This is a genomic window from Variovorax defluvii, from assembly GCF_039541515.1.
Classification (GTDB): Bacteria; Pseudomonadota; Gammaproteobacteria; order Burkholderiales; family Burkholderiaceae_C; genus Variovorax; species Variovorax defluvii.
In genome coordinates this window covers 38357-52498 of sequence record NZ_BAABGJ010000059.1, presented here as the reverse complement: position 1 = coordinate 52498, position 14142 = coordinate 38357, and the positions used below count along the sequence as shown (strand labels likewise).

The following is a 14142-nucleotide window of genomic DNA, read 5'->3' as shown; positions in this document are numbered from 1 at the left end:
CGATTGAGGAGGTCCCATGGGAAGTTGGGATTGGCAGGTCTTCCTGCAGGACCCGGGTGGCAAGGACCCGACTTACTGGCAATGGCTTCTGTCCGCCTGGGGCTGGACGGTCTCGGTCGCGCTCTGTGCCCTGGTGGTGGCCCTGATCCTCGGCTCCATCGTCGGCGTGATCCGCACGCTCCCCGACAGCCCCGGCTGGGTGCGCCTCGGCAACGCCTGGGTCGAGCTGTTCCGCAACGTGCCGCTGCTGGTTCAGATCTTCCTCTGGTACCACGTGATGCCGGCGCTCTTCACCGTGATGCGCGACGTGCCGCCTTTCGTGCTGGTGGTGCTGGCCTTGGGTTTCTTCACCTCGGCACGGATCGCCGAGCAGCTGCGCTCCGGCATCCAGGCGCTGCCGCGGGGTCAGCGCTACGCGGGCATGGCGGTGGGCTTCACCACGCCGCAGTACTACCGCTACGTGATCCTGCCCATGGCCTACCGGATCATCATTCCGCCGCTCACCAGCGAGTCGATGAACATCTTCAAGAATTCCTCGGTGGCTTTCGCGGTGTCGATCGCCGAGATGACGCAGTTCGCGATGCAGGCCGGCGAGGAAACGGCCCGCCCGATGGAGATGTACCTGGCCGTGACGGTGCTCTACATCATCTCCGCCTTCGCGATCAACCGGATCATGGCCTACGTCGAGAAGAGGACGCGCGTGCCGGGCTTCATTGCCCAGGCGGGCGGAGGAGGGCATTGACATGCTGACGAACCTCGACTTCTCCTTCTACAACTGGGACGTCGTCACCGGCTTCCTGCTGAAGGGCCTGTATTTCAGCCTCTTCCTGACGGTGGTCGCCACGGCCGGCGGCATCTTCTTCGGCACGCTGCTGGCGCTGATGCGCCTGTCGGGCAAGAAGTGGCTGGATGCGCCCGCTGCCATCTACGTCAACGGCATGCGCAGCATTCCGCTGGTGATGGTCATTCTGTGGTTCTTCCTCCTGGTGCCCTTCATCATCGGCCGCCCGATCGGCGCCGAGGTCTCGGCCATCATCACCTTCGTCGCCTTCGAGGCCGCCTACTTCAGCGAGATCATGCGCGCGGGCATCCAGTCCATCCCGCGCGGCCAGGTCTTCGCCGGACAGGCGATGGGCATGACCTACAAGCAGAACATGACACTGGTCATCCTGCCGCAGGCCTTCCGCAACATGCTGCCGGTGCTGCTGACGCAGACCATCATCCTGTTCCAGGACACTTCGCTGGTGTATGCCATCGGCGCGTATGACCTGCTCAAGGGCTTCGAGACCGCCGGCAAGAATTTCGGCCGGCCCATCGAGTCCTACCTGCTCGCCGCGGTGTTGTATTTCATCATCTGCTTCGCGCTGTCCTATCTCGTCAAGCGTCTTCACAAGAAGATCGCAATTATTCGATGACCCCCCAGTCTTCGCGCACTTCGTGTCGCTTCGCCAACCCCCCTTCCAGGGGGGCGACACCAGCGGCCCGGCGGAGCCGGTTCCGCGGTGTCCCCCGAACGGGCTTCGCTCCGCATGCCGCGTGGCGCCCTCGTGAAATCAACGCGGCCACCCATTGATAGGAGAGCACTCAAAATGGCTGAGAACATGATCGAAATCAAGAACGTCTCCAAGTGGTACGGCCCGATCCAGGTGCTCAACGACTGCTCGGTCAGCATCGCCAAGGGCGACGTGGTGGTGGTCTGCGGACCTTCCGGCTCCGGCAAGTCGACGCTGATCAAGACGGTGAATGCACTCGAGCCCTTCCAGAAGGGCGAGATCACGGTCAATGGCATCAGGCTGCACGACCCCAAGACCAACCTGCCGAAGCTGCGCTCCAGGGTGGGCATGGTGTTCCAGCACTTCGAGCTGTTCCCGCACCTGTCGGTGACGGAGAACCTCACGATCGCGCAGATCAAGGTGCTGGGCCGCTCGCCGGACGAGGCCAAGACCCGGGGCCTGAAGATGCTCGACCGCGTGGGCCTGATGGCCCACAAGGACAAGTTCCCGGGCCAGCTCTCGGGCGGCCAGCAGCAGCGCGTGGCGATCGCGCGCGCGCTGTCGATGGACCCGATCGTGATGCTGTTCGACGAGCCCACCTCGGCGCTCGATCCCGAAATGGTGGGCGAAGTGCTGGACGTGATGGTGGCGCTGGCCAAGGAAGGCATGACCATGATGGTGGTCACGCACGAGATGGGCTTTGCGCGCAAGGTGGCCAGCCGCGTCATCTTCATCGACGTGGGTGGGCGCATCCTGGAAGACTGCTCGAAGGACGAGTTCTTCGCGCATCCCGAGAACCGCCAGGCGCGAACCCGCGATTTCCTCAACAAGATCCTGGCGCATTAGGCTCCAGGCTCGCCCCCCAGGCTGCGCGCACTTCGTGTCGCTGCGCCAACCCCCTCCCGGGGGACGGTACCAGTCGACCAGCAGAGCTGGATCGACAGTGCCCTCCGAACAAAAAGCCCCGCGATGCGGGGCTTTCTTATTGCTCTGCGATGCGCGCCTATTTCTTGCGCGCAGCGATCGCCTGCTCCGCCTTCGTCACCAGCTCGTTGCCGATCTGCGGCTTCCACTTCGCGTACACCGGACGGGTCGCCTTCACGAAGGCTTCGCGCTCGGCCGGCGACAGCTCGGTCACCGTGACGCCCATGCCCGCGATGTCCTTGAGCAGCGGCTTGTCCGCCTCCACCAGGCCCTTGCGCGCGAGTTCGATCTCCTGCTTGCCGGCATCGATCGCCGCCTGCCGCACGATCGCCTGGTCGGCCGGCGTCCACGAGGCCCAGATGTCCTTGTTGACCACGAACACCAGCGGATCGGCCATGTAGCCCCAGGTCGTCACGAACTTCTGGCCCACCGTGTGCATCTTGAGCACGGTGAAGAGGAACAGCGGGTTCTCCTGCCCGTCCACCGCCCCGCTGGCCAGCGCCGGCTGCGCATCGGCCCAGCTCATCTGCGTCGGGTTGGCGCCCAGTGTGCTGAACATGTCCGAGAAGATGGGCGAGCCCACCACGCGGATCTTCATGCCCTTCAGGTCCTCGGGCGACCTGATGGCGCGCTTGGAGTTGGTGATCTCGCGGTAGCCGTTCTCGCCCCAGGCCAGCGGCACCACGCCCGCCTTGTCCAGGGTCTTGAAAATCTCCTTGCCCACCTCGCCCTGCGTCAGTGCATCCACCGCCGCATAGTCCGGCATCAGGAAAGGCAGCGAGAAGAGGTTCAGCTGCTTGACCTGCGGCGACCAGTTGATGGTCGACCCGACCGCCATGTCGATCACGCCCTGGCGCAGCGCGCTGAACTCGCGCGTCTGGTCGCCCTGGATCAGCGACACGCCCGGGTACAGCTTGATGTTGATGCGCCCCTGCGTGCGCTCCTTCACCAGGTCCGCCCAGATCTTGCCCGCCTGGCCCCAGGGCGTGGGCGGGCCCAGCACCAGCGACATCTTGTATTCGGCCTTGTAGTTCTGCGCGGCGGCGGACACCGAGAAGCCGCCCAGGGTGGCGGCGACGGCCAGCAGGCCGATCAGCGAACGACGAAATCTCATGGGTTTTATCTCCTTCGGTTGATTTGATTTCAGTTGATCCAGGGCGAGCCTGGGGGAGAGCAGCATGTCAATAGCCGAGGGCATGCGGGAGCCACAGGGCCAGTTGCGGCCAGGCGATCACCGCCACCATCACCAGGAACATCGCGAACAGCATCCAGCCGACCCAGCGCACGGTCTCTTCCATCCGCACGCCGGCGATGCGGCAGGACACCATCAGGTTCACCGCCAGCGGCGGCGTGAACTGGCCCAGCGCCACCTTCAGCGTGAGGATCACACCGAACCACACCGGGTCCCATTGGTAGTGCTGCACGATCGGCCACAGGAGCGGCACGAAGATCAGGAAGATCGAGACGCCGTCGAGGAACATGCCCACCGTGATCAGCAGCAGGATCAGCAGCGAGAGCACGCCGTATTCGCCCAGCCCGGAGTTCACGATCGCGCGCGTGACCGGGTCGATCACGCCCAGCGTCGACAGCGAGTAGGCGAAGATCCCCGCCAGCGATACCACCAGCAGGATCACCGCCGAGAGCTCGCCCGACTCGCGCAGGATCACGAACAGGTCCCTGACCTTGATCGTGCGGTGCACCGCCATGCCGATGAACAGGCCGTAGAACACCGCCACCACTGCAGCCTCGGTGGGCGTGAACCAGCCGGCGCGCATGCCGCCCAGGATCAGCACCGGCGCGGCCAGGCCCCAGATCGCGTCGCGAAAACTCTTCCAGAAAGGCGGGCGCGGCAGCGTCGCCTCCAGCGCGCCCATGCGGTGGCGGCGCGCCAACCACACCGCCGGCACGATCAGCGCCAGGCCGGCCAGCACGCCCGGCACCATGCCGGCGGCGAACAGCGCCGGCACCGAGGCACCGGGCACCAGCACCGAGTAGACGATGAAGGCGACCGAGGGCGGGATCAGGATGTCGGTGGCTGCCGCCGCACCGACGACGCTCGCGGAATAGGCCGCCGGATAGCCCGCGCGCGACATCGCGCCGATCATCACCGCGCCCACCGCCGCCGCGTTCGCCGGGCCCGAGCCCGAGATGCCGCCGAGGAACATCGCCACCACGATCGCCACCAGCGGCAGCATGCCGGGCCCGCGCCCGACCAGCGCGATCGCGAAATTCACCAGCCGCAGCGCCACGCCCGAGCGGTCGAAGATCGAGCCGACCAGCACGAACATCGGGATCGCCAGCAGCGGGTATTTGCCCAGGCCGGCATAGAAGTTCTGCGGCACTGCCAGCAGGCCGAACCATTGCGCATCGGCATTGGCCAGCCCGATCGCGACCGCGCCGGCCAGGCCCAGCGCCGCCCCGATCGGCACGCCGACCAGCATCATCAGGATGAAGGCGGCGAACAGCAGCGCCGGGATCATGGCCCCACGCCTTCCTGCGTGCGCCGCTCCCGGCCGCGGCGGACGAACAGGCCCACCGCGCGCAGCCCGATCGCGAAGCACACGATCGGCAGCCAGATCGAATACCACCACTGCGGCACGCCGATGCCGGGCGAGGTCTCCTCGAAGCGGTAGTCGTCCCACACCACGCGCACGCTCAGTGCCGCGATGACGAAGAAGAGCAGGGCCACCATCAGCGCGCCGAACTGCGCAAGGCGCTTGCGGCGGTTCATCGAGCCACCCTCGGCGAAGTACTCGATGCGGATGTGGCGGTCGCGCGCCACCGCGGCCGAGCCCGCCACCATGGCCAGCAGGATCATCAGGAAGACCGAGAACTCCTCGGTCCAGGCGAAGGAGGAATCGGTGAAGTAGCGCACCAGCACGTTGGCGAAGGTGATGCAGGCCAGCAGGCCCATGATGAGCACCGTGGCCCAGTCCTCGATGGCAAGCGGCACGCGGGTGGGCTCGTCGGCGGCTTCGATCTCGGGAGGGAGGGGACTGGCGGCGTCCAGCGTGGGGCCGGACTCGGGGGGAGAGGACATCGAGGGCAGGGGCGCGGCGGCCTGGATTCGGCCAGAGCGGATCGTAACGTTCCATAACTGCTTGCCCCATCGGGGCTTTCCTTAGCTGCCGTCGCCGCGGCCCGCTCACGAGGGGCGCCGACGCGCACCTGGACCGGTCTGTTCCCCGCTTCCTCAGCGGTAGACCAGGCCCGACAGGCGCCACGCGAGCCCGCGGCGGACCATCGGCACGCAAGACAGCGTGCGCAACAACAGGTTGCGCGCGGCCCGCAGCCCGGGGCGTGCGGTGGCCATGCGTGTGAGGCGATCGGCCAGGGCGATCACCTGGCGCGCCACGGGCCGCCGTGCGCTGCCGTAGGCATCGAGCGCGGCGTCGTTGCCGGCGAGCGCTTCACACAGCGCATCGGCCAGGATGATCGCATCCTGGATGCCGACGTTCATGCCCTGGCCGCCGGCCGGGCTGTGCACGTGCGCCGCGTCGCCGGCCAGCAGCACGCGGCCGGCGCGGTAGGCATCCGCCAGCCGATGGTGGACCCGGAAGCGCGAGCTCCACAGCAACTCGCGGACCACCGCTCCTTCGCGGGCCGGGCCGCGTGCGTCCAGCAGGGCCTGCAGGCAGGCCATGCCGGGCCGCTCCGGCGCATCCGCCACGGTGGCGACGATGCGGTGCGCACCGTCCGGCAGGGGCGCCACCACGACCATGCCGGCGGGCGAGAAGTACAGGATCACCTCGTCGCGCGGCACGCCGCCGGTCAGCCGCACGTCGGCCAGGATGAAGGACTCTGCGTAGCTGCCGCCGGCGAAGCCGATGCCTGCCTGTTCGCGCACCGTGCTGTGCATGCCGTCGGCACCGACCACGTAGCGCGCGCGCAGGCGGCGGCCGTCCTCGAGCGTGGCGGTGGCGCCGGCGCCGTCCTGGCGCACCGCGGTCACGACGCACGGATGCAGCACCTGGCCGCCCAACTCGCGCAGGCGCTCGAGCAGCACGCGCTCGGTGACCGCCTGCGACACCATCAGCGTGTAGGGGTAGCGCGTCGGCAGGTGGTCGAAACCGATGGGCACCAGCACGCGGTCGCGGTCGCGGATCGTGAAGCGCTGTGCCCGCAGCCCGCGTTCGACGAGCCGGGAGGCGACCTGCAGCGGCTCCAGCGCTTCCAGCGTGCGGGCATGGACCACGGCGGCGCGCGAGGTGTTGGCGCCCTCGCCCTGCCGATCGATCAGCATGAGCCTCACGCCGCGCGCGGCGAGCGCGGTGGCGAGCGTCAGGCCGGCGGGGCCGGCGCCGACGATCAGGACGTCGGTGTCGAAGGGGGCGGTCGGGGCCTCGGGGGCGGACGGGTCGGACATGGCACTGCTCCTGGTTGAGTCAACAGATGTTGGCCAACTATTGTTGGCCTACATTTGTTGGCAACTCTAGGGGTGGCCCCGCATTTTGTCAACAACCGTTGGCCTATACTTGTTGGCATGACCGATGCGACCCCCGGGCCCGTCCGGCGCTCCGATGCCACCAAGGCCACCATCCTCGCGGCGGCGCGCGCGCAGTTCGCCGCTTCCGGCTACCAGTCCACCACCATCCGTTCGGTTGCCACGGCGGCCGGGATCGATCCGTCGATGGTGATGCGCTACTTCGGAAACAAGGAAGGACTGTTCGCCGCGGCGGCCGACTTCGATCTGCGCCTGCCCGACCTCGCAGGCGTGCCGCGCGCGGGGCTGGGTCCGGCGCTGGTGTCGCATTTCCTGGACCGTTGGGAGGGTGATGAGACGCTGATGGCGCTGCTGCGAACCGCCTCGACCAACGAGGCCGCGGCCGCGCGCATGCAGACGCTGTTCGCGACGCAGATGGCGCCCCTGATCGCGCGCCTGAGCGGCGACGCGCGCGCGGGCGCGGCCGCGCGCGCCGGGCTGATCGCCAGCCAGGTGCTGGGGCTCGCCCTGTGCCGCTATGTGCTGAAGCTGCCGCCGGTGGTGGCGCTCAAGCGGGCCGAGATCGTCCGCCGCATCGGTGCGACGGTGCAGTCTTATTTGTTCGATGCCTGAGGGCGGTTGCGGACAAGGATGAACCGCCAGGCCGCTGCGCTCAGGCGCGCTCGATGTCATGAGCGCAGCATCGGGCACGGTTAGCATCAGCGCCGATGGCAGACCCTGCACCTGGCGAGAACGCGCAAGGCAAGGACCCCGGGCGCGCCCGGCGCGGATCGGCACTCGAGGTCCTCGGCGCCTTCCTGAAACTCGGGCTCACCTCTTTCGGTGGGCCCGTGGCGCACTTGGGTTACTTCCGCACCGAGTTCGTCGAGCGCCGCCAATGGCTGGATGATCGTGGCTACACGGACCTGGTCGCGCTGTGCCAGTTCCTGCCCGGCCCGGCCAGCAGCCAGGTCGGCATGGCCCTGGGCCTGGGCCGCGCAGGCTGGCTGGGGGCGCTGGCGGCCTGGGTGGGCTTCACGCTGCCGTCCGCCGTGGCCCTCATCCTGTTCGCCTTCGGTGTGGCCGAGTGGTCGGCCCTCGCGTCCTCCAGCGTGGTCCATGGGCTGAAGGTCGTGGCGGTCGCGGTGGTGGCGCAGGCGGTGTGGGGCATGGCGAAAACGCTGTGCCCCGATCGCTTGCGGGCCGGCCTGGCGGTGATGTCGGCACTCGCGGTGCTCGCGGTGCCGGCGGCATGGAGCCAGATCGTCGTCATCGTGCTGGGCGGCCTGGCGGGGCGATTCGCCGTGCGCGTCGCCCATCTGCCGCCTGCCACCCACCGCGACTACGGCATCTCCAAACCGGTGGGCGCCACGCTGCTGGCCGTGTTCGGCGTGCTGCTGCTGGCGCTTCCCGCGATGGCAGCAGCGAGCGGCTCGATGCTCGCTTCGGCCGTGGCCGTGTTCTATCGGGCCGGCGCGCTGGTGTTCGGTGGCGGCCACGTGGTGCTGCCCTTGCTGCAGTCCGGTGTGGTGCCGCCCGGCTGGGTGAGCAACGCCAGCTTTCTCGCCGGCTACGGGGCCGCGCAGGCCGTCCCCGGGCCGCTGTTTACCTTCGCTGCGTACCTGGGCGCCGCCATGCAGGCGCCCCTGGGCGGATGGCTCGGTGGATTCACCTTGCTCCTGGCGATTTTTCTGCCGGCCTTTCTGCTGGTGGCGGGTGCCCTGCCTTTCTGGGAAGCACTGCGCCAGCGCAGCGCCTTTCAGCAGGCGATGGCAGGGATCAATGCGGCCGTGGTCGGCGTCCTCGTGGCCGCGCTGTACGACCCGGTCTGGACCGGTGCGATCCATGACCGCGCCGATTTCGCGCTGGCCCTCGCGGCCTTCGCGCTGCTGGTGTTCGGCCGCGTGTCGCCGGTGCTGGTCGTCATCGCGGCGGCCGTGGTCGCGGGCGTGTTGCAGCGCTGAGAAGCTGCAACACGTCAATAGGACCCAGGCGGCGGCGCCGTTGCGCGCTTGAAGCGCTTGCCGGTAGCACTCATCGCGATCAGCCTGGAGCGCGCCGAGCCGATCATGCCGCCCAGCGATGCCTTGATTGCATCCCCCCTCGGCGACTCCCCCGGAGAGGCGGGCGACAGGCCGCAGCGTCGCAGCAGCCGGTTGGCCTGGTGGATGCGTGCCGTCTTCCGCGTGACCGAGGTATAGAAGGTCACGCCGATCGAGATCGACACGCCATCGCCCGGCGCCGTCCAGTCCGGGTCGGAGCGCGTCATGTGCGGCGAGGTGCTCGGGAAATACACACCATCGCCGGGCTGGGCGTGGAACTCCTGGCTCAGGGGCCTGAACGCTTCGCGGTAGCGCACCTTGCGCAGCGAGTGCGTGACGATGAAGTCCTCCACCGCGTCCGCGGAAACGATGCTGCGATCGCGGTGGTCTCACACGTTCAAGATCTTGTGGCCGTGCAGCTGCAGCCAGAAGTTGTTCTCGCGGTCGATGTGGAAGGGAGTGACCGAGGGCGGCGCGGAGATGAAGACAAAGCCGTTCACCCTGAACACATCCGGCTGCTCGGCCTCGACCTTCTCGCGCATGGAGTCGACGACGGCGTCGAGCAGCGCCTGGTAGCGCGGAATCACCTCGATGTTGTAGAGCGCCACGGAGGACCCGGGCTCTTCCAGCCGCTCGAAGAACTCGTCGATGCTGCGCCCGTCCGGATGCCGGCTGTCGTGCGCGATCACCGAGGCCGGCGTGAGGCCCGGCCGCATGAAGCGGCACTGCTCGAAGGGTGCCAGCTCCTTGCCGAGTTGCACCAGCGCCGGGATCTGGAACAGCGGATGCTGGTGGAAGCTGTGGTGCAGCGGGGTGATCCGGTACGTCGAGAAGCCCCCGGGGTCATCGACCCATACGCCGTAGCTCGGATTGCGGGGCGCAAGCTCCTGCGCCACCGCGGATTCGCCGTAGTCGCTTTTCCACATCGGAGCCTCCAGTCCGGCCCATGGGGACCGGGACCATTTCGTCGGAGAAATATCGGACCCGATCTAGAAAAACTTACATCGTTGGCGAGCGCAGCGCGTCGGGATTTCCCCGGCCTTGACCGCCGCATTCACCCCTTTCGTGAGACGGCTGTGGCGCGGCGCGCGACACTGCGCATCTTGCAGATGGAAGTGTGTCGTCGGCATCGTTCAGCTCAGGATCGCCGCAGTTCCCAAAGACGCTGCCTTGCATGATCCAGTATTTGGATGAACTTGACCATGGGAAACGACCATCTCCCAGCGTCGAGGCCTGGTTGAATGTCTATGACCCTTCAGCGCTTCGCGCATCAGGACTCGTTGCCTTGGCGCGCGAGCGACTCGCACCATACGCAAAAAAGCTGCACGACCTCGTCGCACGATTCTCCATCAAGGTAAACGTCCCTGATGTCGCCCGTCTTCAGATCTTTCACCATGATCCGCTCTCTACCGCTGGCCGAGTCACGAGCCACAACAATCGATACTTTGTCTCTCAGGGACGATTCCCCGATGTCGTCGAACACGAATGCATCGCGGTCGAGTACGGCTACACCCGCTTGACCACTTCCATCGAGAAGAGGCCGGCCCGCGACCTGGGTGTAGATTTCGGAGGCATTGAGCTCATTCAATCCTGTGACCATTCGGCCTTCGGAATGCTGCAAGAAAGTTCGTCCCCAACGTGATGCGCTCGCAAGATCCACGGAGTCCAAGAAGTTTCCGTACTCGTCTCCCTTTACCCAAATGCGAAGCCGCCCAAAGCACCACTTGTCATGCCAAGTGTCGAACTGAGCCTCGATAGCAAACTCGTTCTTGTCCCCAAATAGCATTTCACCGTCTTCCGATTCTCTGCAGAGCGTAGTCAGTCATGTTGCGGATGCCGTCGCCCGCGCCCTCCATACCGCTGAAGTGCGCTGTTCCATCATTGGCCGACGAGAATCGATAGATCTTGCCGGCAGAATTGAGTCCGTACCAGTTGCGAGGGTTGATTGGGTCGTCCGGCACCGCATTTCCGTACACAGACTCTGCATCGGGAGGTTGTGGCGTTTTCTGAGGGTTGTATCTAGCCGAACGCGGGTCGTGCGCCGGATTTACGTGGTGCTGGGGCTTCGGCCCGTCGTATCGAGCCAACCCCTTTGATCCATCCACGCCCGTCGACGAGCAGAGCGGCCCAACGACACCTCGCCCCGCTCCCGCCGAGCCCTCTCCGTCAATGCGCGCGCGGCCCGGCACACCCAGCTGCAAAGGCTGCCATCCCGGTATCGGGGAAGGCTTGATCGTGCCGCCCGTTAGCGGTGAGTACGGTGCAGGCGCAGCGCCGTTGGGCTTTTTCGGCGCCAGCCCATCGTCGTCGAACACGCTCAGCGGATCGTCCAATGCATAGACGAAGCGATTCGTGCCGGCACTCAACCCAAACGCATCGCCTTGCGTGTAGCGCGCCAACGACGGGCTGTAGAAGCGGTCCCGGTTCTCGAAGAGGCCCGACTCTTCATCCGCGTAGTGATTCGGGTAGCGGACGTTGTACGTGATGTCGGGAGAGCTCGTCGTGCCCGGATTCGGGTTGACCTCCAGGTTCGCGAACCTGTTCTTTGCGATGGTGGGTTTGTCGTCCCCGAAGGCCGAGTAGGGCCATTGCCACACAGCCTGCCCCTGGCTGTTGGTCAAGCGTCTGGGCGTGTTCAGGTGGTCGCTGTGGACGGCGTAGATCTCCCCGTTGATCACCGCCGCGATCGGCATCGGCCCATTCGCCGTCGGCAGGTAGATGTACTGGGTGCTCCCGGTGCTGTTGGCGCCGCCGGTGCCTGTCTCCGAGATCAGGTTGCCCTCTTCGTCGTAGAGGTAGGCGGTGCCTTGCTGTTCGGCACCGCTGGCGGCGGGGCTCCAGAGCCGCGTGAAGAAGCCCTTGAGGCTGTCGGTCAAGCCGGCCGTGGTGATGCCGATCTGCGGCGTCGTCGACGATGGCCCGGCCTGGAGTGCACCGGCGACCGCGAAGGCGGCCAGGACACCATGACGAGACGCCAGAGGTGCCAGGCTGGGATCGGCGGCGCGGGCGGCGCGCTGGCCTTCCGGTGGCGTGCGGGAGATCCCCGTGCAAGCTCTGGAGAGCGGGCGCGGCGAGGGGTCGAGATGGGGCTGGAGCGCTTCGAGCGACCGCTCGAGCCGAAGAGAGACGAGACGCGGGCGATCAACGCCCGCAGCGGCGCGCGCCGCGAAGGACTTCTCATGTGTGACAGCTTTCCGGGAACGCCTGCTTGTTGTCGAGGCTCCCGCACCAGGCGGTGCGCGGGGGCGGCGCGACTATACGGTCATGAGGCCGAAGCCGCAAGCGCTGGGACGTCTTGCGCCACGTATGGCATCAGACAACATCGCGCCACGGCTCTCGGGGTCCGACATCGAAATTCCACTTGTTGCCATATGTGCGCCAATCACACAGGAGGCTTCGACCACGAGAACTTCGTCGTGACGGCAGGCATGAAGATCCCCAGCTCAGACGGACAAATAGGCATTGTCAAGAGAACATTCGGGCCGGGTATGAGATGGGCAATTTGACGGCCATCGAGCGCTTACTTTTCCACGAAGCTCGGCACCTCGCTCATCAAACGGCATGGGTTCGACGCAGCAGAGAGATCACCTCAAGCGCTCGCTTACGGTCCTCACCAGATCCTCGTGCTCAGGAGCGTCGCCGACGCTCCGCCGCAACCCAAGCCGAGCGGACTGAATGGAGGTGGGTTCTGGAAGGTGAACCAGAATCGATGGAGACTCTTCACGCGATCAACCCCCATATTCACTCGGTGCACGATCTCGTCGCACGATTCTCCATCGAGGTAAACATCCCTGATCTGCGCCCTCCATACCGCTGAAGTGGGCTGTTCCATCATTGGCCGACGAGAATCCCTTTGCGGCAAGGAATGTCATTGCTCAATCCCAATGGCTATGCGGTCTGGCTCACTGGGATCGTTGACCCATATCTTCAATTTCGTCTCGACCATAAGTACGGGTGCTTCGAGCAGCAGGGCGCCATGCACCGTCCGAACTGCCAAGCGGCGACTTGGCGTTTGCAGCATTCCGGTGAAGACGGGTCGTTCCCCGGTGTCCACGCTGCCAGCCGACCCGAGAACAATCTCCGTCTCCCCGTCATCTTCAGCGCGGCAGCCGACCGCGATGCAAGAGGCTGTCGAGCCGATCAGCGCTCGATTCATGGAAGCCGGAATTTCACCTCCGCTAGGGTCCTCCAGAAGCACCAACGAGTTGGGCGGTGCAATTCGCGTTGAGAATTTCATCATTGGGGTCCTTGGCGAAGTTGCCGCGCGATTTCAAGGCCTTGTTCTCGGCTGCAATTGACGCACTGTGGGTACAACCGTTGCGCCTCACCCTTGGCATTCAAGGCGGACGGCGGCTGGTGGTCCGGTACGAAGTTGCCCGACTTGGTTCCGGGTGTCGTCGTACCACAAGTTTGGCAGCCGGTCTTGGCACCAATCGCGTTGACTTCGGCACGCTCGGCGGCTGTGAAGTCCCGTGCTGCTGATCTAGCGGGAATCGATTCACCAGCAAACTTCCCAAGTCCAGTCGTTCCCTTTGCGGCGTCCACCCCTTCCGGCGGACAAAACGGCCCGACGACCCCTCTCCCCGCTCCTGCCGAGCCCTCTCCGTCAATGCGCGCGCGGCCTGGCACGCCCAGCTGCAAAGGCTGCCATCCCGGTACCGGGGAAGGCTTGATCACGCCCCCGGTCAGCGGCGAGTACGGTGCAGGCGCAGCACCGTCGGGCTTCTTCGGCGCCAGCCCGTCGTCGTCGAACACGCTCAGCGGATCGTCCAATGCGTAGACGAAGCGATTCGTGCCGGCACTCAACCCAAAGGCATCGCCTTGCGTGTAGCGGCCCAACGACGGGTTGTAGAAGCGGTTCCGGTTCTCGAACAGCCCTGACTCTTGATCCGCGTAGTGATTGGGGTAGCGGACGTTGTAGGTGATGTCCGGAAAGCTCGTCGTGCCCGGATTCGGGTTGACCTCCAGGTTCGCGAACCTGTTCTTCGCGATGGTGGGCTTCTCGTCTCCGAAGGCCGAGTAGGCCCATTGCCAGACCGGTTGGCCCTGGCTGTTGGTGAGCCGCCTCGGGGTGTTCAGGTGATCGCTGTGAACGGCGTACATCTGCCCGTTGATCACCGCTGCGATCGGCATCGGACCGTTCGCCGTCGGCAGGTAGATGTACTCGGTGCTCCCGGTGCTGTTGGCGCCACCGGTGCCTGTCTCCGAGATCAGGTTGCCCTCTTCGTCGTAGAGGTAGGCGGTGCCTTGCTGTTCGGCG

Annotated in this window: 15 protein-coding genes; 5 read left to right on the top strand and 10 right to left on the bottom strand. The window is 66.0% G+C overall.

Translation table 11 applies throughout. The features are described from left to right. Positions 1 to 16 precede the first annotated feature (16 nt). From ABEA07_RS18595 to ABEA07_RS18585, 3 genes are all read left to right on the top strand, one after another. Positions 17 to 742, top strand: coding sequence for an amino acid ABC transporter permease (locus ABEA07_RS18595; protein WP_345539689.1), 726 nt, complete (start codon positions 17 to 19; stop codon positions 740 to 742). A gap of 1 nt (position 743) precedes the next feature. Beyond that, entirely contained in the window at positions 744 to 1415 is a 672-nt protein-coding gene (locus ABEA07_RS18590) for an amino acid ABC transporter permease (protein WP_345539687.1), read from the top strand. A gap of 186 nt (positions 1416 to 1601) precedes the next feature. Then, entirely contained in the window at positions 1602 to 2339 is a 738-nt protein-coding gene (locus tag ABEA07_RS18585) for an amino acid ABC transporter ATP-binding protein (protein WP_345539716.1), read from the top strand. A gap of 157 nt (positions 2340 to 2496) precedes the next feature. On the opposite strand, the gene ABEA07_RS18580 is transcribed toward ABEA07_RS18585, so the two are convergent. The 4 genes from ABEA07_RS18580 to ABEA07_RS18565 all read right to left on the bottom strand — a co-directional run bounded on the left by ABEA07_RS18580 (position 2497) and on the right by ABEA07_RS18565 (position 6783). After that, complete coding sequence (locus ABEA07_RS18580; protein WP_345539686.1) at positions 2497 to 3531, bottom strand: DctP family TRAP transporter solute-binding subunit; 1035 nt, start codon at positions 3529 to 3531, stop codon at positions 2497 to 2499. Positions 3532 to 3598: 67 nt separating this feature from the next. Beyond that, a complete protein-coding gene (locus ABEA07_RS18575; protein WP_345539685.1) occupies positions 3599 to 4897 on the bottom strand; it encodes a TRAP transporter large permease in 1299 nt (432 codons plus the stop codon). After that, positions 4894 to 5457, bottom strand: coding sequence for a TRAP transporter small permease (locus ABEA07_RS18570; RefSeq protein ID WP_345539684.1), 564 nt, complete (start codon positions 5455 to 5457; stop codon positions 4894 to 4896). The genes ABEA07_RS18575 and ABEA07_RS18570 overlap by 4 nt, the downstream gene beginning before the upstream one ends. Before the next feature lie 153 nt (positions 5458 to 5610). Further along, positions 5611 to 6783 (bottom strand): FAD-dependent oxidoreductase, encoded by a 1173-nt coding sequence (locus ABEA07_RS18565; RefSeq protein WP_345539683.1) that lies wholly within the window; start codon positions 6781 to 6783, stop codon positions 5611 to 5613. 117 nt (positions 6784 to 6900) lie between these two features. Here ABEA07_RS18565 and ABEA07_RS18560 point away from each other — a divergent pair, with 117 nt between their 5' ends. Continuing rightward, positions 6901 to 7473, top strand: coding sequence for a TetR/AcrR family transcriptional regulator (locus ABEA07_RS18560; protein ID WP_345539682.1), 573 nt, complete (start codon positions 6901 to 6903; stop codon positions 7471 to 7473). 95 nt (positions 7474 to 7568) lie between these two features. After that, positions 7569 to 8804, top strand: coding sequence for a chromate efflux transporter (chrA, locus tag ABEA07_RS18555; protein ID WP_345539681.1), 1236 nt, complete (start codon positions 7569 to 7571; stop codon positions 8802 to 8804). Between the two features lie 14 nt (positions 8805 to 8818). Here the strand turns inward: chrA and ABEA07_RS18550 are convergent, their stop codons facing one another. The 6 genes from ABEA07_RS18550 to ABEA07_RS18525 all read right to left on the bottom strand — a co-directional run. Then, positions 8819 to 9235, bottom strand: coding sequence for a cupin domain-containing protein (locus ABEA07_RS18550; RefSeq protein ID WP_345539680.1), 417 nt, complete (start codon positions 9233 to 9235; stop codon positions 8819 to 8821). A gap of 36 nt (positions 9236 to 9271) precedes the next feature. Continuing rightward, positions 9272 to 9808: a hypothetical protein gene (locus tag ABEA07_RS18545; RefSeq protein ID WP_345539679.1), complete on the bottom strand. Its 537-nt coding sequence runs from the start codon at positions 9806 to 9808 to the stop codon at positions 9272 to 9274. Between the two features lie 344 nt (positions 9809 to 10152). After that, positions 10153 to 10668, bottom strand: coding sequence for an Imm42 family immunity protein (locus ABEA07_RS18540; protein WP_345539678.1), 516 nt, complete (start codon positions 10666 to 10668; stop codon positions 10153 to 10155). Position 10669: 1 nt separating this feature from the next. After that, positions 10670 to 11758, bottom strand: coding sequence for an RHS repeat domain-containing protein (locus ABEA07_RS18535; protein ID WP_345539677.1), 1089 nt, complete (start codon positions 11756 to 11758; stop codon positions 10670 to 10672). 992 nt (positions 11759 to 12750) lie between these two features. After that, a complete protein-coding gene (locus ABEA07_RS18530) occupies positions 12751 to 13038 on the bottom strand; it encodes a hypothetical protein (RefSeq protein ID WP_345539676.1) in 288 nt (95 codons plus the stop codon). Positions 13039 to 13118: 80 nt separating this feature from the next. Further along, positions 13119 to 14142: RHS repeat domain-containing protein (locus tag ABEA07_RS18525; protein WP_345539675.1), on the bottom strand; the 1024-nt coding region annotated here is incomplete at its 5' end.